At 64.0% G+C, this 24,094-nt stretch carries 24 protein-coding genes and 1 tRNA gene; 17 read left to right on the top strand and 8 right to left on the bottom strand.

What is annotated here, in order from left to right; genetic code table 11:
• Positions 1-309 precede the first annotated feature (309 nt).
• From BLEFHOIH_RS01775 to BLEFHOIH_RS01765, 3 genes are all read right to left on the bottom strand, one after another.
• Positions 310-1,518 (bottom strand): alcohol dehydrogenase catalytic domain-containing protein, encoded by a 1,209-nt coding sequence (locus BLEFHOIH_RS01775; RefSeq protein ID WP_088342789.1) that lies wholly within the window; start codon positions 1,516-1,518, stop codon positions 310-312.
• Positions 1,519-1,827: 309 nt separating this feature from the next.
• Positions 1,828-2,436: a response regulator gene (locus tag BLEFHOIH_RS01770; protein ID WP_088342788.1), complete on the bottom strand. Its 609-nt coding sequence runs from the start codon at positions 2,434-2,436 to the stop codon at positions 1,828-1,830.
• Positions 2,437-2,887: 451 nt separating this feature from the next.
• Positions 2,888-3,733, bottom strand: a complete 846-nt coding sequence (locus tag BLEFHOIH_RS01765) for an aldo/keto reductase (RefSeq protein WP_088342787.1) — start codon at positions 3,731-3,733, stop codon at positions 2,888-2,890.
• Positions 3,734-4,000: 267 nt separating this feature from the next.
• Between BLEFHOIH_RS01765 and BLEFHOIH_RS01760 the strand changes: the two genes are divergently transcribed.
• Positions 4,001-4,684 carry a helix-turn-helix domain-containing protein gene (locus BLEFHOIH_RS01760; RefSeq protein WP_088342786.1) on the top strand — a complete coding sequence of 228 codons (684 nt, stop codon included), beginning with the start codon at positions 4,001-4,003 and terminating at the stop codon, positions 4,682-4,684.
• Positions 4,685-4,816: 132 nt separating this feature from the next.
• Here the strand turns inward: BLEFHOIH_RS01760 and BLEFHOIH_RS01755 are convergent, their stop codons facing one another.
• From BLEFHOIH_RS01755 to BLEFHOIH_RS01745, 3 genes are all read right to left on the bottom strand, one after another.
• Complete coding sequence (locus BLEFHOIH_RS01755) at positions 4,817-5,269, bottom strand: SRPBCC family protein (protein ID WP_088342785.1); 453 nt, start codon at positions 5,267-5,269, stop codon at positions 4,817-4,819.
• A gap of 261 nt (positions 5,270-5,530) precedes the next feature.
• Entirely contained in the window at positions 5,531-5,863 is a 333-nt protein-coding gene (locus tag BLEFHOIH_RS01750; protein ID WP_088342784.1) for a PRC-barrel domain-containing protein, read from the bottom strand.
• 160 nt (positions 5,864-6,023) lie between these two features.
• Positions 6,024-6,115: transfer RNA gene (locus BLEFHOIH_RS01745), tRNA-Ser, on the bottom strand.
• Positions 6,116-6,342: 227 nt separating this feature from the next.
• Here BLEFHOIH_RS01745 and BLEFHOIH_RS01740 point away from each other — a divergent pair.
• The 13 genes from BLEFHOIH_RS01740 to BLEFHOIH_RS01680 all read left to right on the top strand — a co-directional run bounded on the left by BLEFHOIH_RS01740 (position 6,343) and on the right by BLEFHOIH_RS01680 (position 17,370).
• Complete coding sequence (locus BLEFHOIH_RS01740) at positions 6,343-6,861, top strand: RNA methyltransferase (RefSeq protein ID WP_088342783.1); 519 nt, start codon at positions 6,343-6,345, stop codon at positions 6,859-6,861.
• A 94-nt stretch (positions 6,862-6,955) separates the two neighbouring features.
• Entirely contained in the window at positions 6,956-7,459 is a 504-nt protein-coding gene (locus BLEFHOIH_RS01735; protein WP_125461541.1) for an invasion associated locus B family protein, read from the top strand.
• Positions 7,460-7,494: 35 nt separating this feature from the next.
• Positions 7,495-8,742, top strand: a complete 1,248-nt coding sequence (gene rlmN, locus BLEFHOIH_RS01730; RefSeq protein WP_088342792.1) for a 23S rRNA (adenine(2503)-C(2))-methyltransferase RlmN — start codon at positions 7,495-7,497, stop codon at positions 8,740-8,742.
• Positions 8,739-9,182 (top strand): hypothetical protein, encoded by a 444-nt coding sequence (locus BLEFHOIH_RS01725; protein ID WP_088342781.1) that lies wholly within the window; start codon positions 8,739-8,741, stop codon positions 9,180-9,182. The genes rlmN and BLEFHOIH_RS01725 overlap by 4 nt, the downstream gene beginning before the upstream one ends.
• A gap of 112 nt (positions 9,183-9,294) precedes the next feature.
• Positions 9,295-9,483 carry a twin transmembrane helix small protein gene (locus tag BLEFHOIH_RS01720; RefSeq protein WP_088342780.1) on the top strand — a complete coding sequence of 63 codons (189 nt, stop codon included), beginning with the start codon at positions 9,295-9,297 and terminating at the stop codon, positions 9,481-9,483.
• A 164-nt stretch (positions 9,484-9,647) separates the two neighbouring features.
• Positions 9,648-10,229, top strand: a complete 582-nt coding sequence (locus BLEFHOIH_RS01715) for an acyloxyacyl hydrolase (protein ID WP_170936939.1) — start codon at positions 9,648-9,650, stop codon at positions 10,227-10,229.
• Between the two features lie 35 nt (positions 10,230-10,264).
• Entirely contained in the window at positions 10,265-10,846 is a 582-nt protein-coding gene (locus tag BLEFHOIH_RS01710; protein WP_088342778.1) for a cob(I)yrinic acid a,c-diamide adenosyltransferase, read from the top strand.
• 33 nt (positions 10,847-10,879) lie between these two features.
• Positions 10,880-11,638 carry a rhomboid family intramembrane serine protease gene (locus BLEFHOIH_RS01705; RefSeq protein WP_088342777.1) on the top strand — a complete coding sequence of 253 codons (759 nt, stop codon included), beginning with the start codon at positions 10,880-10,882 and terminating at the stop codon, positions 11,636-11,638.
• Between the two features lie 167 nt (positions 11,639-11,805).
• The gene (locus BLEFHOIH_RS01700) at positions 11,806-12,552 is read left to right on the top strand and encodes an electron transfer flavoprotein subunit beta/FixA family protein (RefSeq protein ID WP_088342776.1); all 747 of its coding nucleotides are present in this window, start codon (positions 11,806-11,808) and stop codon (positions 12,550-12,552) included.
• On the top strand, positions 12,552-13,496 hold the full coding sequence (locus tag BLEFHOIH_RS01695) for an electron transfer flavoprotein subunit alpha/FixB family protein (protein WP_088342775.1): 945 nt from the start codon (positions 12,552-12,554) through the stop codon (positions 13,494-13,496). Before BLEFHOIH_RS01700 ends, BLEFHOIH_RS01695 begins: the two co-directional genes overlap by 1 nt.
• Positions 13,497-13,532: 36 nt before the next feature.
• Positions 13,533-14,465 (top strand): 3-hydroxybutyryl-CoA dehydrogenase, encoded by a 933-nt coding sequence (locus tag BLEFHOIH_RS01690; protein WP_088342791.1) that lies wholly within the window; start codon positions 13,533-13,535, stop codon positions 14,463-14,465.
• A gap of 498 nt (positions 14,466-14,963) precedes the next feature.
• Positions 14,964-16,166, top strand: coding sequence for a glutamine-hydrolyzing carbamoyl-phosphate synthase small subunit (carA, locus tag BLEFHOIH_RS01685; protein WP_088342774.1), 1,203 nt, complete (start codon positions 14,964-14,966; stop codon positions 16,164-16,166).
• 304 nt (positions 16,167-16,470) lie between these two features.
• Positions 16,471-17,370: a hypothetical protein gene (locus tag BLEFHOIH_RS01680; RefSeq protein WP_125461540.1), complete on the top strand. Its 900-nt coding sequence runs from the start codon at positions 16,471-16,473 to the stop codon at positions 17,368-17,370.
• Between the two features lie 114 nt (positions 17,371-17,484).
• On the opposite strand, the gene tesB is transcribed toward BLEFHOIH_RS01680, so the two are convergent.
• Positions 17,485-18,339: an acyl-CoA thioesterase II gene (gene tesB, locus BLEFHOIH_RS01675; RefSeq protein WP_088342772.1), complete on the bottom strand. Its 855-nt coding sequence runs from the start codon at positions 18,337-18,339 to the stop codon at positions 17,485-17,487.
• 315 nt (positions 18,340-18,654) lie between these two features.
• Between tesB and BLEFHOIH_RS01670 the strand changes: the two genes are divergently transcribed.
• Entirely contained in the window at positions 18,655-19,893 is a 1,239-nt protein-coding gene (locus BLEFHOIH_RS01670) for an FAD-dependent monooxygenase (protein WP_088342771.1), read from the top strand.
• A 67-nt stretch (positions 19,894-19,960) separates the two neighbouring features.
• On the opposite strand, the gene BLEFHOIH_RS01665 is transcribed toward BLEFHOIH_RS01670, so the two are convergent.
• Entirely contained in the window at positions 19,961-20,158 is a 198-nt protein-coding gene (locus BLEFHOIH_RS01665; protein WP_088342770.1) for a Trm112 family protein, read from the bottom strand.
• Positions 20,159-20,624: 466 nt separating this feature from the next.
• On the opposite strand from BLEFHOIH_RS01665, the gene BLEFHOIH_RS01660 reads away from it, so the two are divergent.
• Both BLEFHOIH_RS01660 and BLEFHOIH_RS01655 read left to right on the top strand, forming a co-directional pair.
• Entirely contained in the window at positions 20,625-21,608 is a 984-nt protein-coding gene (locus tag BLEFHOIH_RS01660; RefSeq protein WP_088342769.1) for a GNAT family N-acyltransferase, read from the top strand.
• Positions 21,609-21,719: 111 nt separating this feature from the next.
• Positions 21,720-24,089: a hypothetical protein gene (locus BLEFHOIH_RS01655; RefSeq protein WP_088342768.1), complete on the top strand. Its 2,370-nt coding sequence runs from the start codon at positions 21,720-21,722 to the stop codon at positions 24,087-24,089.
• Positions 24,090-24,094: the final 5 nt, after the last annotated feature.

Raw genomic sequence — 24,094 nt, 5'->3', positions numbered from 1 at the left:
ACTTTCGGCGTCTTGCCGTCCATCAGCGCGACGCAGGAATTCGTGGTACCGAGGTCAATGCCTATCGCCTTCGCCATCGTACACATACTCCGCTTTGAACCGCCGATTGGGGCGAACTGTAACTATGGGCGTCAGTTCGAACTGTTTTTGGCCTCCCGGCCCTGACACTCATCAGCGCCCGAGGGCGGAAATTTGCTTCCCGGAGACCGCAAGAACACGAGCGGCAACGCGCGCGCCGACCGCACACTCATGCAGTCGGCGCGCAATCGCATCGGCGCGTTGCACGGTCCGCGCCCTCTGTTCAGCCGCTCAGGAGAGGCGAGTCGCCATCTTTGTCGTTCCGTGGGGATCGATGACGAATTTCTTGGGCGAGCCCGCGTCGAAGATTCGGTAGGCCTCGATTGCGTCCTCGAGTCCGATGACCTGCACGTTCAACAGCTTGCCCAGATAGGGCATGCGGTCCCACAGAATCGCCTCCATGAGTTCGCGGTGATAGTGCATGACCGGGCACTGGCCCGCCGTGATATGCGGAGACTTGATCCACGCCTTGCCGAAGCCGAGGCTGTACCGCCCCTGCTTTTCGTCCTCGTTCCTGGCCTGCGGATCGCCGGCCGTGTAGATACCGGGAATGCCCATCGCCCCATTGGCGCGGACCACCTCGAACAGCGTGTTGATCACAGCAGTCGGATCCTCCTCCGCGCCGGGGCCGTTGCCGTGGCATTCGAAGCCCACCGCATCGACGCCGCAATCGACCTCGCGCCTGCCGGTGATCTGCTCGATCTGGTCGGCGACCGGCGTCGAGCTGGAGATGTCTACGGTCTCGTAGCCCGCGTTTTTGACGAGAGCCAGGCGCTCCTTATTGTTATCACCGCAAATGATTGCCGAGGCTCCGAGCAGATGGGCGGATGCAACGGCGCACCGGCCCACGGGACCGGCCCCTGCGATGTAGACGGTCATGCCGGGCTGCACGCCCGCGGTCACGCAGCCATGGAACCCGGTCGGCAGAATATCCGACAGAAGCGTCAGGTCCTTGATCCTCTCCATGGCCTGGTCCTTGTCGGGGAACCTGAGCAGGTTCCAGTCGGCCCACGGGACGAGCATATATTCCGCCTGACCGCCATCCCAGCCGCCGAGATTGAAGCCGTAGGCCGCGCAGTCCACCTCGTCGTTGGCGTTCATGCACGTATCGGTATGGCGCTCCTTGCAGTTTCGGCATTTTCCGCAAGAGACATTGAAGGGGATGGTAACGAGATCGCCTGTCTTGATGAATTCGACGGCTGGCCCGACCTCGACCACCTCTCCGGTGTTCTCGTGGCCGAGCCTCATCCCGGACGGGGCCGGGAAGCGCCCGCGATAAATATGCTGATCGCTCCCGCAAATATTCGTCGCGACAAGCTTGACGATCGCCGCGTGATTGATCTTGCGGCCTTTCGGGTCGGCCATGTCGGGATAGGGGTAATCTACGAGCTCGAGCTCCCTCGGGCCCTGGAACACGACAGCGCGATTGCGTATGGCCATGATGGTTATTCCTTTTGATGATGTGAGCCGAGCATCTCGTGCGGCGCGGGGAATGCTTGCCCAATCGCAAGGAGCCACCATTCCAAGCGCGACGAACAATACCTCGCGCCTCACCCCAGCCCTTACATGAGAAGAGCCTAAGGTCAGGGATGGATCGAACCATGATGCGCCGCCCCCGACCATGACGGCTGTCACCTGGGTCATCATTGGAAGCAGCAAGACGGATGGAGGCACCGAGGGCGCGGGGGGCGCAGGCTGCGGCGCGCCGGCCGCGCTCCGCCCGTCTCAAACGGTGTCAGGGATGATGGCCTATGCCAGGCTGGCGAGGACGGCGTAGCGAACGGCCTGGGCCAGCCGCTTGGTGCCGAGACGCTCCAGCATCCGCCCCCGGTGGGCCTCGACCGTGCGCACGCTGATGCCCAGCTCATGGGCGATCATCTTGGTTGTATGGCCCGAGGCGAGCGCTTCCAGCACCTCATGCTCGCGCGGCGTGAGATTGACGATGCGCCTTGCGGCCTCGGCGGCTTCCTCGGGGGCAGAGCGCCGGGCCGAGCCGGCCAGAGCGTTTTCAATGGCGGCGAACAGCCGCTGGCGGTCGACGGGCTTTTCAATGAAATCGGTCGCGCCCCTCTTCATCGCGGCGACCGCCGTGTGCACATTACCATGGCCGCTAATGATGATGACAGGCAGCGCGATATAATTCTGATTGAGCCAATGCTGCACGTCCAGCCCGCTGAGGTCGGGCATTCTCATGTCCAGCAGAACGCAGCCGGCTTCGAGGCGTGGCACCGCTTCGATGAAAGCCCCGCCCGAGTCGAAGGTCAGGACGTTATACCTTGCAGTCTCGAGCAGGCATTGCAGCGACCACCGGACCGCTGGCTCGTCGTCCACGACATAGATCATCGATTGCGCAGACATTATTCACTCCTGGGCGGGAAAAGGGGCGGACGCCGGACCGATGAGGTCGCCGCCCGCCGCCTGCCGGCTGCCGGCGATCACGAAGCGGGCGGACAAGGCCGCCGGCCCCCTGAGATTGCACGCGGGCTTCGTCGAGGATCTCGCGCGGTAAGCGCTGCGCGAGCGGATGGCGCGCGGCCGTCAGTGGATTGGTGATCGCGGTCAGCGGCTGGGTTGGAACATGGGCCAGGGCGGCTGCCGTCGTGGTTGCGGCACCGGTGTCTCGCCGCGTCAAGGCCTCCGGAAACGGAGCCGTGTCGTTTCGATCAGGCAGAAACTGCCGGTACATGGCGCCCTTCAACTCAGCATTCATGCGCGAATCCTACCGCAACACGGCCGGGTCATGCCGTCGGTCGGTGTATATGAACAATAAAGCGTGAATGAAACTGGAAATGGGGTTTACAGAAGGCGGTCAGATCATGGGCAGCGTTCGTGGCCGAGGTCCCCTGGGGAAGGCGCGGTCGATCACCGCCAGGTCATTCTCACTCAGAAGCAAATCGCCAGCCGCGGCATTCTCGATCGCGTGGGCCGGCGTCGACGCCTTCGGAATCGCGAAAACCGTGGGATGCCGGACCAGAAAGGCCAGCGCAACCTGCATCGGGGTAGCGCCGTAAGCGTCTGCGATCTCTTGCAGAACGCGTCCACCGGGATCGTCCGTATCCGGAAAATCGCCGTGGCCGAACGGGCTATAGGCGGTGACCGCCACGCCATGCCGAGCGCACCAGGGCAACACGGCATGTTCAATGGCGCGCTCCTTCAAGTGGTACAGGACTTGATCGCAGGCGATCGTCTCGCCGATCCCCGATGCGATGCCGTAGGCTTCCTCCAGATCGTCCGTATCGAAATTGCTGATACCCCAGGAGCGGATCTTGCCTTCGCTTTCCAGATCGACGAATGCGGCAATCGTTTCCTCGAGCGGGACGGGACCGCGCCAGTGCAGCAAATAGCAATCCAGCCAATCCGTGCCGATGCGGCGCAACGACCGTTCACACGCCCGCTTCGTCTCGGAGCGGGACGCGTGCTGCGGTAATACCTTCGAGACCAGGAAGACGTCGTCCCGCCGGTTCCTGATTGCCTCGCCGACGAGGATTTCCGCGTCGCCATACATCTCCGCGGTGTCGATATGATTCATGCCTGCATCGAGGCCCGATTGAATAGCCTCGATCGCATTTTGCCGGTCCCCGGCGTCGATATACCAGGTACCCATGCCAATGATGGAAACGTCGTATCCTGTCGGCCCGAACGGACGATACCTCATGATCGGCTCCAGCGTTGAAATTTGGAGCTTAGGCTATCGCGCCTCGCCGCTGCGGGCGCTGACGACCGTCACGGAGGCGCGCGCGGCTGCCCGCCGCTGCCCGCCGCCATCTGGCGCTGCGGGGGTTTGCCGGCCGTCTGGCGAGACTGCGTAAATCTACGACAGAACTTCTGCGATATATTATTGCTATACGTATGATGCCAGTGTCCTGTACTCGCTCGATGCAAAGAATGTTGTTTTTTGCAAGTTGAGCGTCAGGAGGCGCAAATGGATGCAGGATACCGATTGCCGACCACGCGACCCGCCGGCGAAGATTGCAGGCAAAGCCTTCCTTCACCGCTCTACAAATTCGACAGCACAGCGATCACCAAGAAGGGGCGGCGAGGTCAGCAGATCTCTTCGCCAAGCGCCCATACAGGGCACATTTTCTTTGTCACCAGTGGCTTGGCGCGGAAATTTGCGATCCAGCCCGACGGCCACCGCCATATTGTCAACCTGCTGCTGCCCGGCGACATCGTCTGTTTAGATGGCGGGATCGAGGAAACATATTTTCTGGAAGCGGCGATCGACGATACCGTCATCGTGGGATACACGCGGCGCCGGATCGAAGAGCTGATCGCCGCCGATCCGCAATTCGGGCGCGAGATACAGAAGATGGTCCTTCATTCTCTCGCACGCCTGGAGCGTCAACTGCTCATACTCGGCCGGATCACTGCGATCGAAAAGGTGGCGGGCTTCCTGCTCGAGTTTGCAGCGCGGCTGAGCCAGGAGAAACCGAACACCCTGACCTTGCCGATTTCGCGCTACGATATCGCCGATTTCATCGGGATTTCATCGGAGACGGTGTGCCGCTGCATGACTGAGTTGACCCGGAGAGGTGCGATCGCCCTGCCGCAGCCGAGGCAGGTCACGATCATCGACCGGGACATCCTGGAGGATACCGAACACTAAAGGCGAGAACCGGCCAGTTTGTCATTGCTGAGGCTCAGCCTATTGCTTGAGATATATTTCAGATTGAGCGCGCCGCGGGCACAATTTGCACGGAATGTTGGAAATCCGTTCGTGACCCGCCGCCTCGTCCCGCTAAACCCGGGCCTTCACGCCAGCGACGATATCCGCAAGGTCGCGCTCCAGCTCATCTCTCACCGTGATCTCCATCATCGGCGTCATGAACGGGTGGACGGCCCGGCCGACCGATGATCTCGGATAGCTCCGGAAGATCAGCAGAATTCGGGAATCGGCGCCGAACACTCGGTCCATTAAGTGATCGAGCTCGTAGTGGATGTCTTGGTTCCAGGCGGCAACCCTCAAGCGATGGGGCCGATCGAAATCCACGACCTCCATCGTGTGGGTGGAGATATGGTTGAATATGACGCGGGTCTCACGGAAGACTGTCCCCCGGCCGACTGGCCCGTTGGTCAATTTCTCGGTCCGCAACACCGAGCGGATCAGTTCCGGCCAACGCGGCACATCGGCGATGGTTTCGAAAATGTCAGCCAGCGGTGCGTCCAGATGATGCTTTACCTCGATCTTCATAGGGCAACTCACGGTTAAGTTCGACGGCGAGCCGCGACCGGAGCTCGCTCATCCGATAGGTCCAGGCGATATTGGGCATCGAGGCTGTTGTATCGGTCAGCGACAATCTGCGGCTGGATAGGTGCCGTGCGGCAGCTTCAGCGGCCCGAGTTCATGCCCCGGCTCTGCCGCATTGCGTTCGATTCGCCCATTGCCGATGTAAAGCTCAGTCGGCGGCGCCCGCAGGCAAAGACCCGCAGGGCGCCGCCGCAGCAGCCAGGGCTAGCTGGCATACTCAAAAGCTGGGAGCGATTTGAGCGCTTCTTTCGTCGCGCCAGGAAGGATGACCCTGAAATCATCGTCCCCCCGCTCGATCTGAAGGCTGTCATATTCGATGGCAACCAGACGGCCGCCAATTCCAAGAAAGCCGCCGACTTCGATCACCGCGAAGGCGATGCGGCCGACTCTCTCGCGATCGACGATCAGATCGTCAATCGTGCCGATCTCCTCGTCCTTGCCATTTTCCACGGAAATGCCGAGAAGCCCGCTTACTCGGAACCCTCTGTGGACGGCTTTTACGTCCACAACGATAATATCAACCTCGTTCACGCTCATTGGTCCTCCTGCATGGCTCGGGCAGCGCCCTTTGCGTATTGCCGTGACGAACCTTAGCGGGCCGGCGCAGGCTTGCCCCTGATGAGCGTCAGTCTGTTACCGACATGACGTGTATGCTGGGGAGCTCTTCATTCAGGAAGACGTTGCTGGCAACAGCATCTGGCGGAGTGGGGGGGATTCGAACCCCCGATACGGGTTTCCCCGTATGACGATTTAGCAAACCGTTGCCTTCAGCCGCTCGGCCACCACTCCATGCGCCCAAATCGCTGCTGGCGGGCCGGTCGAGCCGTCCGTCAGCCATACCGCCGATCCGGGGTGCAGCGGTCCTTATAAAGGCATTCCCTATTGCGTCGCAAGCTTCCTGCAAGGCCGCCACCGCTTTTTGCGCCGCCGCGCCGCAGCCGCCACGCTTGCGCGCAGCCGCCCCCGCGCGCTATCTCTTGCCGCCAGCGCAGGAAAACCGGCGGCGAGCCAGAGCCATGACCATAAACCCGAGCGAAACCAAACGCGTACGCGGCTATTTCGGCATCGGCGCGGAGCGTATTTCCAAGCCGCTGAACCTGGGCAATCTGATCCGCTCGGCCCATGCTTTCGGCGCCAGCTTCGTCTTCACCATCGGCGCGCACCCGAACGCCTTCGATTTCATCTCCGATACTTCCAAATCCGGCAGCCACCTGCCCTATTACCATTGGGACTCGATCGGCGAGATGGCGCTGCCGCAGGATTGCCGGCTGGTCGGCATCGAGCTGATGGCCGAATCGGAAGAGCTGCCGAGCTTCCGCCATCCGGTCAAGGCGGCCTACATCCTCGGCCCCGAAATGGGCTCGCTGTCGCCGGAGATGGTCGCGCGCTGCGATCATCTTGTCCGTATCCCGACGGATTTCTGCATCAACGTTGCCATGGCGGGGGCGATTGTGATGTATGACCGTGTGCGAACGCTGGGGCGATTCGCGCCCCGCCCGCTGACGGCGCCGCCATCGCGGCGGCGGCCTGTATGAAGAGTTGGTAATTTTCCCTTGGCCGACTGGCCAAGCAGAGTGCATATCGATATAGATACCCCTTGCAACGACTAGAACGCGGAGACCTCAGAGAATGCGACTGGCCTCTGCCTGCTTAGCTGCTGGCTTGATAAGCGCCGCCTCGCCTGCGCTTGCTCAAAACGCAAAGCTGCTGAAGACCTTCGACGACTGGCAGGTGTTCGTTCATGAAGCAAATAATGAAAAGGTTTGCTTCGCTGCCTCCGCTCCCAAGGAAATGACGCCCAAGGGCGTCAATCGCGGCTCCGTCTTCCTCTATCTGACCACCTGGCAGAAGGATGGGGTGAGAAACGAAGTGAGCGTGAAGCTCGGCTACACGCTCAAGCCCGAAAGCACGCCGCTGGTCGCGGTGGGCACGACGGAATTCCAGCTTTATCCCAAAGACGACAAGGCGTTCATGCGCGATCCGGCCGAGGAGCGTAAGCTCCTGGAGACCATGCGCAAGGGCCAGGATCTGAAGGTGAAGGGCCAGTCCGCGCGCGGCACGGCCACGGAAGACAAATATTCTCTAAAAGGCCTCAGCGCCGCCTTGAACCATGTCGAGACGGCTTGCCCTTGAGCTTGACCGCCTGACGGCGCATTTAGGCATATATGATGAGTGACGCGTTCGAGATCGGGCCGGAGACGATTGTGCTGCCGCTGGCGGCGGATGGCCGGATTGCGCCCGCAACGCGGCGCCCGCTGATCGGGCTGACGCGGACCGAGCTTGCCGAGGCGCTCGGGCAGATCGGCATCGCCCCCAAGGAGCGACGCATGCGCGTCGCCCAGCTCTGGGGCTGGATCTACGGCCACGGCATCACCGACTTCGCCGCCATGAGCAATGTCGCAAAGGGTTTGCGCGCCACGCTCGCCGAGCATTTCGAGCTGGACCGGCCGGAGATCGTCACCGAGCAGATTTCTCGTGACGGCACGCGTAAATGGCTGCTGCGGCTGAAACCGTCGCGGCCGGGCGAGAAGCCGCCGGAAATCGAGACCGTCTATATTCCCGAAGCCGACCGTGGCACGCTCTGCATTTCGAGCCAGGTCGGCTGCACGCTGAATTGCACCTTCTGTCATACCGGCACGCAGCGTCTCGTGCGCAATCTGACCGCAGGCGAGATCGCCGGGCAGATCATGCTGGCGCGCGACCGGCTGGGCGAATGGCCCGGCGCGCCGCTCCCCGCCGAGACGCACGGCCTGCCCGAGGGCGAGCGCAAGATCACCAACATCGTGCTGATGGGCATGGGTGAGCCGCTCTATAATTTCGACAACGTCAAGGCCGCCATGGAGATCGCCACCGATGGCGACGGCCTCTCCGTCTCGCGCCGCCGCGTCACGCTGTCCACTTCAGGCGTGGTGCCGATGATCGGGCGGGCAGGCGAGGAAATGGGCGTCATGCTGGCCATCTCGCTGCATGCCGTGCGCGACGAGCTGCGCGACGTGCTGGTGCCGCTCAACCGCAAATATCCGATCGCCGAACTGCTGGACGCCTGCCGCGCCTATCCCGGGCTCGCCAACGCCAAGCGCATCACCTTCGAATATGTGATGCTGAAGGGCATCAACGACAGCGTCGCCGAGGCCAAGGAGCTGGTGCGGCTGCTCTCCGGCATTCCGGCCAAGATCAACCTGATCCCGTTCAACCCGTGGCCGGGCTCGCCCTATGAGTGCTCGGACTGGGACGTCATCGAGCGCTTCGCCGAAGTCGTCAACCGCGCCGGCTATGCCTCGCCGATCCGCACGCCGCGCGGCCGGGACATCATGGCCGCCTGCGGCCAGCTCCGCTCGGAAAGCCAAAAGCTCCGGGCCAGCCAGCGCGGGCCGCTCGCCCCCTTACCCGCAAATGCCGGTGGCCTTGCCTCATGATCTGGCCTGCACTCCGCCGTATCCTCGCTGTCGCATTCGGCTTCATCGTGGCGACGATGGCCGGGGCCATCACGCTGTTCTTCCTCGGCGCCCGCTGGGCCGCGCAGGAAGCGACCGCCTTCACGCCCGAGGCCGCCGACCAGACCTCGCATCTGCTGAATGAATGGCTGGGCGTGGTCGCCTTCTTCTTCACCATCGGCCCGGCGCTGACGCTGCTTCCGGCGATCACGGCGGCCGTGCTGGGTGAGGTCGCGCGCATCCGCTCCTTGCTCTATTACGTGCTCGCGGGCGGCGCGGCCGCGGCCATCATGCCGCTGATCGCCACCCGGCCCGAGGCGATGGGCAGCTCGACCTACGCCACGCCCTATTTCACCATCATCGCCACGGCGGGATTCGCCGCCGGCTTCGTCTACTGGCTGCTCGCCGGCCGCAACGCCTGACGGGCGCCTTCCTTTCCCGCCCATGCGGCATCTGGCCGTCTTCCTCGCCCGGCGATATCGGCGTCTACCTTCGGCGGCTCTCGGGGCCTAAAAGATCAGGAGACCGACAGGGATGGACGAATTCTTTCGCGCGCTGTTGCCGGTCTTGCTGCTTGCCGTGGGCGGCGTGCTGCTGCTCGGCCTCTGGAACATGCTGCGCGGCGGCAATCCTGGCCGCAGCCAGCGGCTGATGCGCTGGCGCATCATCCTGCAGTTCATCGCCATCGTCATCGCGATGGCCGCAATCTATTTCCACCGCTGATAAAATTTTATGGAAGCGTGGCCTTAATTCCGCATACCGAATAAATCGCCGTGTTTGCATCATCCTTGATTTGACTTCCGGGTCATCGATCTGCGAGATCGGAGCGGGCAGTTGCCGTGGGGGCAATGCGTGCGCGTCTTCCGAATTCCAGACCGAGAATCCCCATGCGCCATGCTGCCCACCGCGCGGCTTTCGCCACGCTTTGCCTGCTAGCGATCGGCGCTCCGGCCGCCGCCCAATCCCCGCCGCCTCGCCCATCCGGCTTCGGTCCCACCGTCGATGAATTCCGCCTCGGCTTCGTGTTCGAGGATGTCGAGGACGAAAATGACAGCCGCCCCGGGGAGTATGCCGCCAATGTCGAAATGCTGTTCACACGGCTCGACGGCAATTACGGCAATCGCTGGATCGATGTGTTCCTGCGCCCGCGCCCGCATTTCGGCACACTCATCAGTTTCGATAATGGCGTGAACCAGATCTATGGCGGCTTCACCTGGGATTATCACCTCACCGACTGGCTGTTCATCGAAGGCAGCTTCGGCGGCGCGGCGCATGACGGCATCACGACAGAATATGACGGCGATTCCCTCGGCTGCCCCGTCCAATTCCGCGAATCCGCCTCGGTCGGCTTCGAGCTGACCGAACGCCTGCGCCTGCTCGCCACCATTGACCACATGTCGAATGCGGGACTGTGCGACGCCAATCAGGGCCTCACGAATGCGAGTGTCCGTTTGGGCTTTCGGTGGTAGGCTACGCGGCGATTTGATGGACTGACCGCCGCATCATGGTTGTTCTGACGAAGATCTATACCCGCACCGGCGACGACGGCACCACGGGGCTCGGCGACGGCAAGCGGCTGCCGAAATATCATGTGCGCGTTGCGGCTTACGGCACGGTGGATGAGACCAATGCCGCAATCGGCCTTGCCCGCCACGCGCTCGCGCCCGAGGATCAGGCGCTTGACGCCGCACTGAAACGCATCCAGAACGACCTCTTCGATCTCGGCGCCGATCTCTGCGTGCCCGACCGCGGCGAGCCGCTCCCTTATGAGCCCTTGCGCGTGACCGATGCCCAGGTGACATGGCTCGAAACCGAAATCGACCGCATGAATTCCGAATTGCGCCCGCTCACCTCCTTCGTGCTGCCGGGCGGCACGCATGCGGCTGCTGCCCTGCACATGGCGCGCACCATCTGCCGCCGCGCCGAGCGTCATATGGTCGAACTGGCCGCGCTCGCCGATGAGCCGGTCGGTGCGCCGGCGCTGAAATATATCAACCGGCTGTCCGACCTGCTCTTCGTCGCCAGCCGCTACGTCAATGGCAAAGGCGCGGGGGACATCCTCTGGCAGCCTGGAAAAAATCGGTAGGGACAGGGTATTTAGGGATTGGGGAGAAGGCCGATGTTTGTACCTTTATGGGATATGAATCCCGTAAGGCGGATTCGCTTTCAATGGGTGACGCTGGGTCTGATCCTGGCCAATTGCGCGGTTTACTTCCTCCTGCAGATGGGCCTGCTCTACCCGGTCAGCACTGAAGCGCTGGTCGCCTTCGCGGTCGTCCCGGCCGAGCTGGTGCATCAGGGCTTTCTCAATCAGCCCGTCGTCCATCCGGTCGCGGGCGCCTTGAGGATCCCCGAGGGCCTGACGCTTCTCACCTATATGTTCCTGCACGGCAATATCCTGCATCTGGCCGGCAATATGATCTTCCTCTGGGTGTTCGGCGACAATGTCGAGGACGCCATGGGGCATGTCCGCTTCCTGTTCTTCTATCTGATCTGCGGCATCTTCGCCGGTTTGACCCACGCCCTGGTCAGCAACAATTCCGACGTCCCGATGATCGGCGCCAGCGGCGCGGTCGCAGGGGTGATCGCCGCCTACCTGATGCTGCACCCCAATGTCAGGGTCTGGGTGCTGGCCTTCTTCCGCATTCCGCTGAGGGTCAGCGCAGGGTTTGCACTGATCTTCTGGATCGTGCTGCAAATCATCAGCGTCATCTTCGACGATGGCAGCGGCACGGCCTGGTGGGCGCATATTGGCGGGCTGATCGCCGGCGCGGTGCTGGTGCTGTTCATGCGCGCGCCCGGCGTGCAGCTCTTCAATCGCGCAACCGGCCTCGAGCCGGGCGAGGCGCCGTCCGGCCGCGGCGCGGAACGGGCGTGATTTTCTAGGCAGCTGCGCCTTCTGTGTGCATTGACTAACCGAAGGCGCCGCATTAGCCTCAAATTTCTTTCGCAGTTGCGAAACCAGCTCTAGAGCGCTGGCCCGGCCCGGGTTCGACCGACCGTGGCCGGATGATGCGTTTTTGGGCGCGCGGGGAGGCGCGGTGAATGAAGATCCTGGTCCCGGTCAAGCGAGTCGTCGACTATAACGTCAAGATCCGGCTGAAAGCGGACGGGTCGGGCGTCGACACGGCCAATGTCAAGATGTCGATGAATCCGTTTGATGAAATCGCGATCGAGGAAGCTTTGCGGCTGCGCGAATCCGGCGCCGCCAAGGAAGTCATCGCCGTCTCCATCGGACCGCAAAAGGCGCAGGAGACATTGCGGACCGCTCTCGCCATGGGCGCCGACCGGGCCATCCTGGTGAAGACCGACATCGCCGTCGAGCCGCTGACGGTCGCCAAGATCCTGAAGCATGTTGCAGAGCAGGAAAAGCCCGACATCATCATCCTCGGCAAGCAGGCCATCGACGACGATGCCGCTCAGACCGGGCAGATGCTGGCCGGCCTGCTGGGCTGGCCGCAGGGCACCTTCGCCTCAAAAGTCGTCCCCGCCGACGGCGCGCTGCGCATCACCCGCGAGATCGATGGCGGCCTCCAGACGCTGACGCTGAAGCTGCCCGCCGTGCTGACCACCGACCTGCGCCTCAACGAGCCGCGCTACGCCTCGCTGCCGAACATCATGAAGGCCAAGTCCAAGCCTCTCGCTGAAATCGATCCCGCCAGCCTCGGCATCGATCTGGAGCCGCGGCTGAAAGTCGTGAAGACCTCCGAGCCGGGCGCGCGCAAGGCCGGCGTCAAGGTCACGAGCGTCGCCGAACTGGTGTCGAAACTTCACGACGCGGGAGTGATCTGATGTCGATCCTGCTATTTGCCGACCATATTCAATCCGCCCTCGCGCCCGCGACGGCCAAGGCGCTGACCGCCGCCAAAGCCATCGGCGGTGAGATCGACATCCTCGTCGCCGGCAAGAATTGCGGCGCTGCAGCGGAGGGCGCGGCCAAGCTCGCCGGCGTGCGCAAGGTGCTGATCGCCGAGGCCGATCATCTCGGCGAGGATCTGGCCGAGGAATTCGCCGCACTCGTCACCCCGCTGATGGCCAATTACGACGTGCTGCTCGCCCCGGCGACCACCACCACCAAGAATTTCATGCCGCGCGTCGCCGCTCAGCTCGACGTGCCCCAAATCTCCGAGATCATCGCCGTCGATGGGCCGCGCCGCTTTGCCCGCCCGATCTATGCCGGCAATGCCATCCAGACCGTCGAGGCGCCTGAGGGCCTGAAACTGGTTATCACCGTGCGCGCGCCCGCCTTCGCCGCCGCGCCCGATGGCGGATCGGCGGTCATCGAGACCATCGCCGCGCCCGCGCCGCTCGGCCTGTCCAAATTCGAAAGCGCCGAGCTCTCCTCATCCGACCGTCCCGAACTGACCGCCGCGCGCATCATCATCTCGGGCGGTCGCGGCATGCAGTCCGGCGACAATTTCAAGCTGATCGAAAAGATCGCCGACAAGCTCGGCGCCGCCATCGGCGCCAGCCGCGCCGCCGTCGATGCCGGCTATGTGCCCAACGATTACCAGGTCGGCCAGACCGGAAAGATCGTCGCCCCCGAGCTCTATATCGCGGTCGGCATTTCGGGCGCCATTCAGCATCTGGCCGGCATGAAGGATGCAAAAATCATCGTCGCGATCAACAAGGACGAGGAGGCCCCGATCTTCCAGGTCGCGGATTACGGGCTCGTCGCGGACCTGTTTCAGGCGCTGCCGGAGCTTGAGGCGGAACTGACGAAAGCGGGACTTTAAGCCGGGATAAACCCCTCGAGGCGGAATATGACCAATATGGAAACTCATCCCCCGACCGCCAGCCGCCAGCCCTCCGGTCCCGGCGTCTCCAATGCAGGCATCCGGACCATCGGCATCATCGGCGCCGGCCAGATGGGCAACGGCATCGCCCATGTGATCTCGCTCGCCGGCTATGATGTCGCCATCAACGACCTCTCCGAAGAACGCGTCGCGGCCGCCATGGCCACGATCAACGGCCACATGGCCCGCCAGATCTCGCGCGGAAAGCTGACCGAGGACGAGCGCAGCCAGGCGCTCGCCCGCATCCGCTATGCGCCATCGCTGGAGGATTTCGGCGACATGGACCTCGTCATCGAGGCCGCCACCGAGGACGAGGACGTCAAGCGCCGCATCTTCCAGGCGCTCTGCCCGCATCTGAAGCCAGAGGCGATCCTCGCCACCAACACCTCCTCGATCTCGATCACGCGCCTTGCCGCCGCGACCGACCGTCCCGAGCGCTTCATCGGCATGCATTTCATGAATCCGGTGCCGCTGATGGATCTGGTCGAGATGATCCGCGGCATCGCGACGGAGGAAGCCACCTTCGCCATCGCGCGGGAATTCGTCTCTAGTCTGGGCAAGACCATCGCCGTCTCGGAAGATTTCCCGGCCTTCATGGTCAACCGCATTTTGCTGCCGATGATTAACGAGGCGGTCTATACGCTCTATGAAGGCGTCGGCAATGTCGAGGCCATCGACACCGCCATGCGCCTCGGCGCCAACCATCCGATGGGGCCTTTGCAGCTCGCCGATTTCATCGGGCTGGATACCTGCCTGTCGGTGATGCAGGTGCTCTACGAGGGTCTGGCCGATTCGAAATACCGGCCCTGCCCGCTGCTGGTGAAATATGTCGAGGCCGGCTGGCTCGGCCGCAAGACCCAGCGCGGCTTCTACGACTATCGCGGCAAGGTTCCGGTGCCGACGCGCTAGCGCCGAATCGCCACCCCGGCTGCAAAGCCGGGGCCTCCCGCCTCACGTCTTAGGATGAATACGTCGTAATGCGAGCCGGTGGCGGCTGGCCGGCGCGATGCCGGGCTCGAAGATAGAACTTCCGCCCGCATCTCAAGATCTGCCGCCTGCTCCACCGTAGAAACGCGTCATATTGCGCGACGCATTGACTCCGGCTAGAAAACTCACCACTTTCGCTGCGCCGAAAGATCCACGATCCCACAGCAAGCTTCGCGAATACGAAACCCGCCGACGCGGGTCGAAATCATGCCGCCTCGCGCGCGAATTGGCTGCGCGCTTCATCGGCGGTTAAGGCAGCCTTGGCTAAAGCGAGCCCAGGTTGCGACTGACTTGAGCCGGGCCGCTCCCGCAACCCCGCGGCCCCATGGAAGAGGCATGATGTCGAGCGATGACGCCGGTCAAGGTCAGGTTTCGGGCGATGCCCCATTGTCCCTCTTCAGCGATACGGTTTTTGCACCCATGAGACGCGCCCCTTGCGACAGTTGGAAGGAGCCGGTCTTCACCGCCAAGCTCATCCTTGCCGATGGCACCGTGCTGCAAGGCTTCGGCCTCGGCGCGACCGGCCATGCGGTCGGCGAGCTGTGCTTCAACACGGCGATGACGGGCTATGAGGAAATCCTGACCGATCCCTCCTATGCCGGCCAGATCATCACCTTCACCTTCCCCCATATCGGCAATGTCGGCGCCAATCCCGACGATATGGAGACCGCCAATCTCGCGGCGGCCTCGGGCGTGCGCGGCTGCGTGCTGCGCGCCAACATCACCGGTCCGTCCAATTACCGCGCCATGCAGCATTTCGATGCCTGGCTGAAATCGCGCGGCATCATCGGCATTTGCGGCGTCGACACCCGCGCCCTGACCAGCCTCATCCGCGAGAAGGGCATGCCGAACGCCGTCATCGCCCATGAACCCTCCGGCGACTTCGACATCGATGCGCTGAAGGCGGAGGCGCGCGCCTGGCCGGGCATCGAGGGGATGGACCTCGCCAAGGTCGTCACCGCCGGCCAGAGCTATAGCTGGGACGAGACCGCCTGGGTCTGGGACGAAGGCTACGGCCGGCAGGAGAAGCCCGACTTCCACGTCGTCGCCATCGATTACGGCATGAAGCGCAACATTTTGCGCTGCCTCGCGACCGCCGGCTGCAAGGTCACGGTGCTGCCCGCGACCGCCACCGCCGAGGATGTGCTGGCCCGGGATCCCGACGGCGTCTTCCTCTCGAACGGCCCCGGCGATCCTGCTGCCATGAGCGACTACGCCGTGCCCGCCATCCGCAAGCTCGTCGGCTCGGGCAAACCGGTGTTCGGGATTTGCCTCGGCCATCAATTGCTGGCGCTGGCGCTCGGCGCCAAGACGCGCAAGATGCATCAGGGCCATCACGGCGCCAACCATCCGGTCAAGGACTTCACCACCGGCAAGGTGGAAATCACCTCGATGAATCATGGCTTTACCGTCGACCGCGACAGCTTCCCGCTCGGTGTCGAGGAGACGCATGTGTCGCTGTTCGACGGCTCCAATTGCGGCCTGCGCCTGACCGACCGCCCGGTGTTTTCCGTGCAATACCACCCGGAAGCCTCGCCGGGTCCGCAGGACAGCCATTACCTGTTCCGGCGCTTTATCAACCATATCCGCAGGGAGCGGGATCTGGAGCCGGTCGCGGAGTAGATCGCCCAGGGCGGTGCCGCGCATCCTGACATCTTCGCAAATGATCTGGCCTTGGCGGCGAGCACACTTTCTATGTGCTCGCAATGAACAGCGATGGCCGAGTAATAGTGCGTTTTGACACAAAGATATTGTTCAAAATGCATCAGTCTCACTGCAAATGGCGCTTACTGCGTCAGCTTCGCGGCAATTCTCTGTATTTAAGTAAAATTTGAATTAATTAGGACGTGGGCGACCCAGTCGCTGCATTCACGCATGTAGATTCATTCAAGTCCCATACCGGCTACGCAATTTCATCGAGGTTGACATGCGCTGCGCTGTATTGATCGGCATGGGCGCCGCTGTGGCATTTTCAGGCTGCGCCATTCATCCACGTCCGGAGGATTTTTCACGATCCGATACTTTCGAAATCGTGCAGCGCATCCGTTGCGAATCGCGGCAGGCGATCAAGACCTTCGCGCTGACCCCGGACAATTTCGCCAAGCTGCGTGACGACGAGCATGGCTCGGCCCCATTGAGGCCGGAGCGGGTCTCGCGCCTCATCAAGCCGGGCCTGCGCGACGCCGCGATCGGCTATACGTTCCAGTTCGACATTTTCGAATCCGATGGCACCGAGGCGAGCACATCATTCAACTTCCCGTTTTCAAACGGCAGCTTCTCTCTCGGAGTCGGCGGCGGGGAGACAAAAAAGCGGCAGGCGAAGCGGGATTTCGACCTCGCCGAACGCTTCGACGAATTGCTCTCCGATACCAGCCTGAAATGCGAGCCGGGCAGGGAGAACTGGAAATACCCGGTGACGGGAGAGGTCGGCATGAACGAGGTGGTCGAAACTTTCATTCGCCTCGCGGGGCTTTCCCCGGTCTTCGTCAATCCGGGTACCAGCAAGCGCGACGTCTATTCGTTCACCGACAAATTGACCTTCTCGACGAGCTATGACGGGTCGGTGACCCCGAGCGTCACGCTGCGGCCGGTGACCCATGATTTCCGGCTGACCCAGGCTTCGGCGAAATTCGAAGCGACGCGCTTCGACGTGCATAGCGTGACGGTCGCCCTGAGCGCTCCGCCCGTCGACAAGCCGACGAGCGAGCGCGTGGCGCGATCGCGCAGCCAGGCCGTCCAGCCCGGCGACTCCGACGATGCCAAAGCCTCGGTTCTGCGCACCCTGCAAAATCGCAGGCAGATCGATCTCCTGAGGGAAGGCGACTAAACCGGGATCGGTCTGGTTGGAAGACGTGTGCTGGTCCTTGCCGCCTTGCCCTCTCCCATGGGAGAGGGAACTCGGCTGCGAATTGATTATGGGCTCTTCCAAGCCGCTCCCACGCTAGCCCTGATCCCGCCGCACCCGCACCAGTCCCTCCTGCGCCACCGAGGCGACCAGCACGCCGTCGCGGCTGAAGATGCTGCCACGGCAGAACACCCGCGCGCCCTCGGCGGACGGGCTGTCCTGGACGTAGAGCAGCCATTCATCGGCGCGGAAATCGCGGTGGAACCAGACCGCGTGGTCGAGGCTCGCCATCATCAGCGCCGGGTCGAACGGCCGGCGGGCGTGCGGCACCAGCCCGGCGCTCAGCAGCGTGAAGTCCGAGGCATAGGCCAGCGCGCATTGATGCAGCTTCTTGTCGTCCGGCAGCGCGCCCTTGGTGCGGAACCAGATGCGCTGCTCCGGGTCGGCGGTCTCGGGCGAGAGGTAGCGGTCGAGGCTGACGGGGCGCAGCTCGATCGGCCGCTGCAATTCCCAGAAGCCGCGCATGTTCGGCGGCACGGCATTCTTCATCTCTTCCTCGGTCGGCAATTCGTCCGGCCCCGGCACCACGGGCATCCTGATCTGATGCGAGAAGCCGGTCTCCTGCTTGTGGAAGGAGACGCTCATGGAAAAAATCGCCGCGCCGTGCTGGATGGCGACGACATTGCGGGTCGTGAAGCTGGAGCCGTCGCGGATGCGGTCGACCTCGAAGATGATCGGCACTTTCGGGTCACCGCCGAGCAGGAAATAGCAATGCAGCGAATGCGCCAGCCGGTCCTCGACCGTGCGCGCGGCGGCCACCATCGCCTGCCCGACCACCTGGCCGCCGAACACGCGCTTCCAGTTGTTCTGCGGGCTGTAGCCGCGGAACAGATTGACCTCGAGCTGTTCGAGGTCGAGGACCGAGACGAGGCCGGTCACGTCCGGATTCATGCTTTCCCGCCCGCTTTGCAAGATTCTTCAGGGTTTTGACCGTAAAGGAGAGCCGGACCGTCCGCCCGCTGTCAAGCGGTAAGGAACCGGGCGCCCGGCACCGTTCGCCAGGCGGAATTGAATGCGCGGCCACGCGGCAAGCGGCGCGCTTTCCCCGGTCGGCGCGGCGGTCCATAGATCACGATGATTTTGGATTGTATCAATCCAAAATCATGAACAGTGATCTATTCTTACATTAGGCCGGGATGACGAGCGGAAAGCCGCCCACTTTTCCTCATCCCGCTCTAGTGCATCCGGCCAAAAGGAGACGGCGCGATGGATAGCCAGAGATATGACGTGATCGTCGGCGGAGGCAGCTTTGTCGGGCTGGCGCTCGCGCTGGGCCTCGCCAAATCCGCGCCGGGCACCTTCCGCATCGCCGTCGTCGAGCGGATGCCGGTCAGCGAGGCGCGCGCGGGCGGTTTCGACGGCCGCTCGGTGGCGCTGACCGCCGCCGCCAAGCACATGCTCGAAGCGCTCGGCGTCTGGCAGGCGATCGCCGCCGACGCGCAAGCCGTCACCGCCATCGACATCACCGACAGCAAGCTGGAAATCCCCATCCGCTCGGTGCTCTTGAATTTCGACACCGCGACCGAAGAAGACGGCGCGACGGCGTTCATCGTGGAAAACGCCATCCTGCGCCGCGCCCTCTACGCCGCCGCCGAGACCGTCGCCGACATCACCATCCTGGCGCCGGAGACCATCGCCGCCATCGACATCGCGGAGGCGAGCGCCACCGTCACCCTGGCCAGCGGCCGGAAGCTCATCGCCAATTTCATCGTCGCCGCCGACGGCCAGCGCTCGGCGCTGCGCAAGATGGCGGGATTCAAGATCGTCGAATGGAAATCCGACCAGCTCGCCATCGTCGGCACCATCGCGCATGAAAAGCCGCATGACGGCCGCGCGGTGCAGCATTTCCTGCCCTCCGGCCCCTTCGCCATCCTGCCGATGGTCGACAACCGCTGCTCGCTGGTCTGGACCGAGCGGGCGGATGTGGCGCGCCGCATCCTGGCGCTGGACGAGGCCGGGGCACTCGCCGAGATCGAAAAGCGCATGGGCGGGCGGCTCGGCCGGCTGTCGATCGTGGGGAAACTCTCGTCCTTCCCGCTGAGCATGACGCTGTCGCGGGGCTTCGTGAAGCCGCGCATCGCGCTGGCGGGCGATGCCGCGCACGGCCTGCACTGGATCGCCGGACAGGGCCTCAATCACGGCCTGAAGGACGCCGCCGCCCTGACCGAAGTGCTGGTCGACGGCGCCCGCCTCGGCCTCGATCCGGGCGACCTGACGGTCTTGGAGCGTTACGAGCGCTGGCGCCGCTTCGACAGCGCCTCCGCCGCGATGACCGCCGCCGCGCTGAACCGCCTGTTCGCCAACGATTCCGGCCCGCTGCGCATGGTGCGCCAGCTCGGCCTCGGCATGGTCGACCGGATGCCCCGCCTGAAGGGCTTCTTCATGCGCGAGGCCGCCGGGCTGACCGGCGAGCTGCCGAAGCTGCTGAAGGGGGAGCTGGCCTAGGGGTGCGGCGGGCCTTGTTCTCGCCGATGATCCTGATTCGGTCTCCCTTTGTGCTGCCGCCCCCTGGTCAGTCCTCCAGCTTGCGCGCCTCGTCCGGCAGCATGATCGGCACGCCCTCGCGGATCGGATAGGCCAGCTTGGCGGACTCGCTGATCAGCTCCTGGCGCTCGCGGTCATAGCGCAGATTGGTCTTCGTCAGCGGGCAGACCAGCACCTCCAGCAGGCGCGGGTCCACGGCGTTACTCTGGTCGGCCAATTCGCTCATTCGCATCCCTTTGTCGCAATCCCCTTGCCGCCACGCCGGGGTCAGGCTAAATGCGTTTGACGGCCCCGGCAAGCCGCCCGCGGCGGTAAAATCGGGCTGTCCAGAAAAACCTCAAATGGCTACGGGTTTTCCCGTAATATTTGCCGGCGAGCCGCTAGCGAGGCGTCAAGCTTAAGAAAAACTAACATTACCGGCCCGATTAAGATAAGATCTCCTTACGTTTCAGCTATGGGGAATTGTGTGAGCATCTTGCACGCGCGAGGGCCTGTCCAGCAACCAGAGCGACCGTTGGCATGGGCCCCAAAGCCTTTAAGAAGAAACGCCTTCCCGACCTGAAATTGATTGACGCTCCGGCTTGGCCCGCCCTATGGCTGCCACGCGCGAGGAGCCAAGACAGCCGGAAACCGCCGCTGTTTCGCGCGCGGCACTTGGCCTGCCTGCCTGAATGGCACATTGGGAGAAACGCATGATCTTAAGTCCTCGGCGCATCGTCAGTCGATTCCGTCCGCGCGCGCTCAGGGGCTTGCCGCCATTCTTCCTGCCTTTCCGCAACAAGCGCGGCAAGCGGATGCCGATCATTCCGATCGGGCGGATGCCCAAGATCTACGGGCGCATCGGCAATCTGGAAGTGCGCCTTGCCCGCTCGCGCGGCGACCTGCGCCGGGCGCAAAAGCTGCGCTATGAGGTGTTTTACGAGGAGATGGACGCCATCCCCAACGCCTCGGCGATGATCTCCCGCCGCGACGAAGACCCCTATGACGAAATCTGCGAGCACCTGCTCGTCGTCGATCACGGCGATCTCGTCGCCACCGGCAAGCAGCCCTGGCGCAAGCGGCCGCGCGTCGTCGGCACCTACCGCGTGCTGCGCCAGGACATGGCCCAGGCCAATGGCGGCTTCTACAGCCAGGGCGAATACGACATCAATCCGCTGCTGGCCGCCAAGTCGCGCGATTATGAGTTCGTCGAGATGGGCCGCTCCTGCGTGCTCAAGGCGTATCGCAACCGCCGCACCGTGGAACTGCTCTGGCACGGCATCTGGACCTATGTGCGCGAACAGGGCGCCGATGTGATGATCGGCTGCGCCAGCTTCCCGGGCGTCGATCCCAAGCGCCACGCCATGGCGCTGAGCTTCCTGCACCACAATTCGCTGGCGCCGAAGGAATGGCGGGTCAAGGCGCATGACCGGCTCTATGTGAACATGAACATGATGCCCGCCAAGGACATCGACCCCAAGCTCGCCCTGAAGGGCATGCCGCCGCTGATCAAGGGCTATTTGCGGCTCGGCGCCTATATCGGCGACGGCGCCGTGATCGACCGCCAGTTCGGCACCACCGATGTGCTGATCATCCTGCCGGTCGAGGCTATCACGGCGCGCTATCTGGGCCATTTCGGCGCGGCCGACGAGACCGAATCCGAACTCCAGCGCGCGAGCCGCAAGAAGCTGAGCTGACGCGGATTTCAGCCGCGCGGCGGCTTTTCCCCAGGCGCGCCGCGCGTCTTCCATCGCCCTGCCCTTGGCCTTACACTCCGGCCGGCAGGTTCGGGGGCATGATTTGCGCTAATGGACGAGCTTTGGTCATTCGGCGGCGTCATCGCGCTGTGGCTCGGCGTGAGCTGCAGCCTTTGGTGGCTGCACCGGCGCTCCGTGCATGGCCGGCAGCACCGCCAGATCCAGCAAGCCTCGCGGGCAGCCGGTTTCGCCCGCGAGGCGCAAGGCGTTTTCGACTCCGTACGCGGCGCTGAGCCGCCCGCCGATCCGGCGCGGCAGACCGCCGCGACGCACGCGCTGCTGAAGCGCATCCAGGCGCAGAGCGGGTATTTCGATAAGGTCAATAATCTGCGCGTGCAGATGCAGGCCTCGTTCGGCATCGAGGACCACGCCGCCCTCAGCGAAATCCTGCATATCCGGCGCGACCTGTGGGCGGCGAGCGAAATCCTGCTGGTCGAGGATCTCGGCAGTTTCGGCTCCGCCTTCTCCGAGCCGGGCGCCTATGAGCGCTTTCGCCAGGAGGCCGCCGCGCTGCTGTTCAAGCAGGCGCCAAGCGGTGAGGATGTCATCGATCTGCGCCTGTCGCTGGCGCGCGCCGATGCCGAGAGCTTCATCACCGAGCTCGATGAGGCGATCCGGGCCGCGCGGGAAAAGGACCGGCTGCCGACCCTGGCCGAAATCGTGGCCTATCCGGTCGCCTGGGTGCGGGCGGTGCCCCGGACGGTGCGGACCGCGCGGGCGTTCTGGCGGGAATTCTTCCTCTACGCCGCCGACATCGCGCGAACGATGCGGGATTCCGAGACAATGGCGCGCGGTGCCGGGCAATTGCGGCAGGCGCGGGAGCAATTGCCGCAGCGCCTCGCGGTGGGACTCGACCGCGCCTCGACGGCGGCGCGCGAACGGGCGGCCGGGTTGCGGCGGCATTATGATTTCCTCGCCACCGCCCATGATTTCCAGGCGAAATACGAGCAGGTGCTGCGCCGCGCGCCGGAAGTGACCGAGCGCGGGCGGCAATTCATCGCCCGGCTGGAATTGGCGGAACGATCCGAGCGGCTGCGGCTGACCTCGGCCAATGCCGCGATCTGGCTGATGCGGCGATCGGTCAACGGTTTGGGGCATCTGATCGCCGGGGTGCAGCGCACCCACGCCGCGCTGAGCCAGACGACGCCCTGGGCGCTCGCCGCGGCCGCCGTCGCGCCGGTGCCGGTGCGCGGGCGGGATATACCGGCTTTTGCCTCCTATCAGCGCGCGCTCGGCTATTGGGGTTTGACTGAGGATCGGCGCGGGCCGGTTCCGGCACATGTGGTGACCCCGGGGAAACGGGCGACGGCGAACGCCAAGGATGCCGGCAAGTGGGCAAAGCTGCCTGCCGAGGCGGTTGCGGCTAAGTTTCCTGCGAAGGCCGCCAAGCCGAAGGCCGCGCCTCCGAAAGCGCCACCGCCTCCCGCCAAGGGCGCGAAGGGCAAGCCCGCGACCCCGGTTCCGGCACCTGTGAAAGCACCCGCGCCGGCGCCTCAGAAGCCGGTCGGGCCGCCTGCGAAGGCTATTGTGGCCGCGCCCGCCACATCGGCGGCCAAGCCTGCGATCATTGCCCCACCGCCCGCCGTGAAGACGGCTGCCAAGCAAAAGGACACGCCCGCCGCCTCGAAGATCCAAGTGGTGCCCTCGGAGCCGCGTCCCTCGGCGCTGGCGCGGCTATGGCGTGGAAAGGCAGTCACGCCCCCCGCCGCCACGCCGAAACTGCCGGTAGAACTCGCGAAATCAGCGGCAGCCCGGCCCGAACCGTCCCCTCCTCGCGAGGCCAAGGCCGATATCGTCGTTGGCAAGACGGGGCCGCAACAATCCGAGCCGGTGCGGCCAGCGCCGGGCGAACGGCAAAAGCCAGTCGCGCCTGTCCTTGCCAAGAGCGCCCCCATCGCGCCCGCCCCGCCGCCGTCGGCCAAGGCTCAGCTACGCCCAAAGAAAGACGCCGTCGCCCGCGTCCAGCCCGATCCAGAGCCTGCCAAAATCGCGTCCGTCGCGGTCGTCGAGTCCGAGCCCTTGCCTGTCGCAGCCGAAGCCGAGACCCCACGCGAAAAACCGCGCTCGCTGCTTGCCCGCATGTTCGGGCGCCGCAAGGAACCGCCCGCCGAGCTGCCGCCTTACGTCTCCGAGGAGATCGCCGCCTATCTCGACCGCGCCGCTGCGCCTTCGCCCCCACCCGAGACAGCGCCGACGCTTCTGGCTAAACTGTCTGGCATCGGGGAGGGCGCACCGGAGGAAACCGTGGCCGCCGACGCCGATCCCATCGCTGAGGAGCCCGCCACCGGCGAGCCCCAAGACGACGCCGACGCCGATCCCATCGACGCCCCTGGCGAGCTGACCTTGAGCGTGATGGAATTGCAGACCAAGATGGCGGCCAAGCCGCCGCAAATCCGCAGCTTCCCCTGGCTACGGGGATAGGACGA

The sequence above is a fragment of the Rhodomicrobium sp. R_RK_3 genome (genome assembly GCF_002198715.1).
In the GTDB taxonomy this organism is placed as follows: Bacteria; Pseudomonadota; Alphaproteobacteria; order Rhizobiales; family Rhodomicrobiaceae; genus R-RK-3.
The sequence above is the reverse complement of the archived record's forward strand: the minus strand, read 5'-3'. Positions and strand labels throughout refer to the sequence as shown.

What these genes read in the sequence shown, in the direction of transcription:
- BLEFHOIH_RS01690 (WP_088342791.1), top strand. Translation starts at nt 13,533, where the DNA reads ATGGAAACTCATCCCCCGACCGCCAGCCGCCAGCCCTCCGGTCCCGGC.
- BLEFHOIH_RS01695 (WP_088342775.1), top strand. Translation starts at nt 12,552, where the DNA reads ATGTCGATCCTGCTATTTGCCGACCATATTCAATCCGCCCTCGCGCCC.
- carA (WP_088342774.1), top strand. Translation starts at nt 14,964, where the DNA reads ATGAGACGCGCCCCTTGCGACAGTTGGAAGGAGCCGGTCTTCACCGCC.
- BLEFHOIH_RS01750 (WP_088342784.1), bottom strand. Translation starts at nt 5,863, where the DNA reads ATGAGCGTGAACGAGGTTGATATTATCGTTGTGGACGTAAAAGCCGTC.
- BLEFHOIH_RS01755 (WP_088342785.1), bottom strand. Translation starts at nt 5,269, where the DNA reads ATGAAGATCGAGGTAAAGCATCATCTGGACGCACCGCTGGCTGACATT.
- BLEFHOIH_RS01740 (WP_088342783.1), top strand. Translation starts at nt 6,343, where the DNA reads ATGACCATAAACCCGAGCGAAACCAAACGCGTACGCGGCTATTTCGGC.
- BLEFHOIH_RS01705 (WP_088342777.1), top strand. Translation starts at nt 10,880, where the DNA reads ATGTTTGTACCTTTATGGGATATGAATCCCGTAAGGCGGATTCGCTTT.
- BLEFHOIH_RS01735 (WP_125461541.1), top strand. Translation starts at nt 6,956, where the DNA reads ATGCGACTGGCCTCTGCCTGCTTAGCTGCTGGCTTGATAAGCGCCGCC.
- BLEFHOIH_RS01720 (WP_088342780.1), top strand. Translation starts at nt 9,295, where the DNA reads ATGGACGAATTCTTTCGCGCGCTGTTGCCGGTCTTGCTGCTTGCCGTG.
- BLEFHOIH_RS01715 (WP_170936939.1), top strand. Translation starts at nt 9,648, where the DNA reads ATGCGCCATGCTGCCCACCGCGCGGCTTTCGCCACGCTTTGCCTGCTA.
- BLEFHOIH_RS01665 (WP_088342770.1), bottom strand. Translation starts at nt 20,158, where the DNA reads ATGAGCGAATTGGCCGACCAGAGTAACGCCGTGGACCCGCGCCTGCTG.
- BLEFHOIH_RS01760 (WP_088342786.1), top strand. Translation starts at nt 4,001, where the DNA reads ATGGATGCAGGATACCGATTGCCGACCACGCGACCCGCCGGCGAAGAT.
- BLEFHOIH_RS01700 (WP_088342776.1), top strand. Translation starts at nt 11,806, where the DNA reads ATGAAGATCCTGGTCCCGGTCAAGCGAGTCGTCGACTATAACGTCAAG.
- BLEFHOIH_RS01680 (WP_125461540.1), top strand. Translation starts at nt 16,471, where the DNA reads ATGCGCTGCGCTGTATTGATCGGCATGGGCGCCGCTGTGGCATTTTCA.
- BLEFHOIH_RS01655 (WP_088342768.1), top strand. Translation starts at nt 21,720, where the DNA reads ATGGACGAGCTTTGGTCATTCGGCGGCGTCATCGCGCTGTGGCTCGGC.
- tesB (WP_088342772.1), bottom strand. Translation starts at nt 18,339, where the DNA reads ATGAATCCGGACGTGACCGGCCTCGTCTCGGTCCTCGACCTCGAACAG.
- BLEFHOIH_RS01710 (WP_088342778.1), top strand. Translation starts at nt 10,265, where the DNA reads ATGGTTGTTCTGACGAAGATCTATACCCGCACCGGCGACGACGGCACC.
- BLEFHOIH_RS01775 (WP_088342789.1), bottom strand. Translation starts at nt 1,518, where the DNA reads ATGGCCATACGCAATCGCGCTGTCGTGTTCCAGGGCCCGAGGGAGCTC.
- BLEFHOIH_RS01660 (WP_088342769.1), top strand. Translation starts at nt 20,625, where the DNA reads ATGATCTTAAGTCCTCGGCGCATCGTCAGTCGATTCCGTCCGCGCGCG.
- BLEFHOIH_RS01725 (WP_088342781.1), top strand. Translation starts at nt 8,739, where the DNA reads ATGATCTGGCCTGCACTCCGCCGTATCCTCGCTGTCGCATTCGGCTTC.
- rlmN (WP_088342792.1), top strand. Translation starts at nt 7,495, where the DNA reads ATGAGTGACGCGTTCGAGATCGGGCCGGAGACGATTGTGCTGCCGCTG.
- BLEFHOIH_RS01770 (WP_088342788.1), bottom strand. Translation starts at nt 2,436, where the DNA reads ATGTCTGCGCAATCGATGATCTATGTCGTGGACGACGAGCCAGCGGTC.
- BLEFHOIH_RS01765 (WP_088342787.1), bottom strand. Translation starts at nt 3,733, where the DNA reads ATGAGGTATCGTCCGTTCGGGCCGACAGGATACGACGTTTCCATCATT.
- BLEFHOIH_RS01670 (WP_088342771.1), top strand. Translation starts at nt 18,655, where the DNA reads ATGGATAGCCAGAGATATGACGTGATCGTCGGCGGAGGCAGCTTTGTC.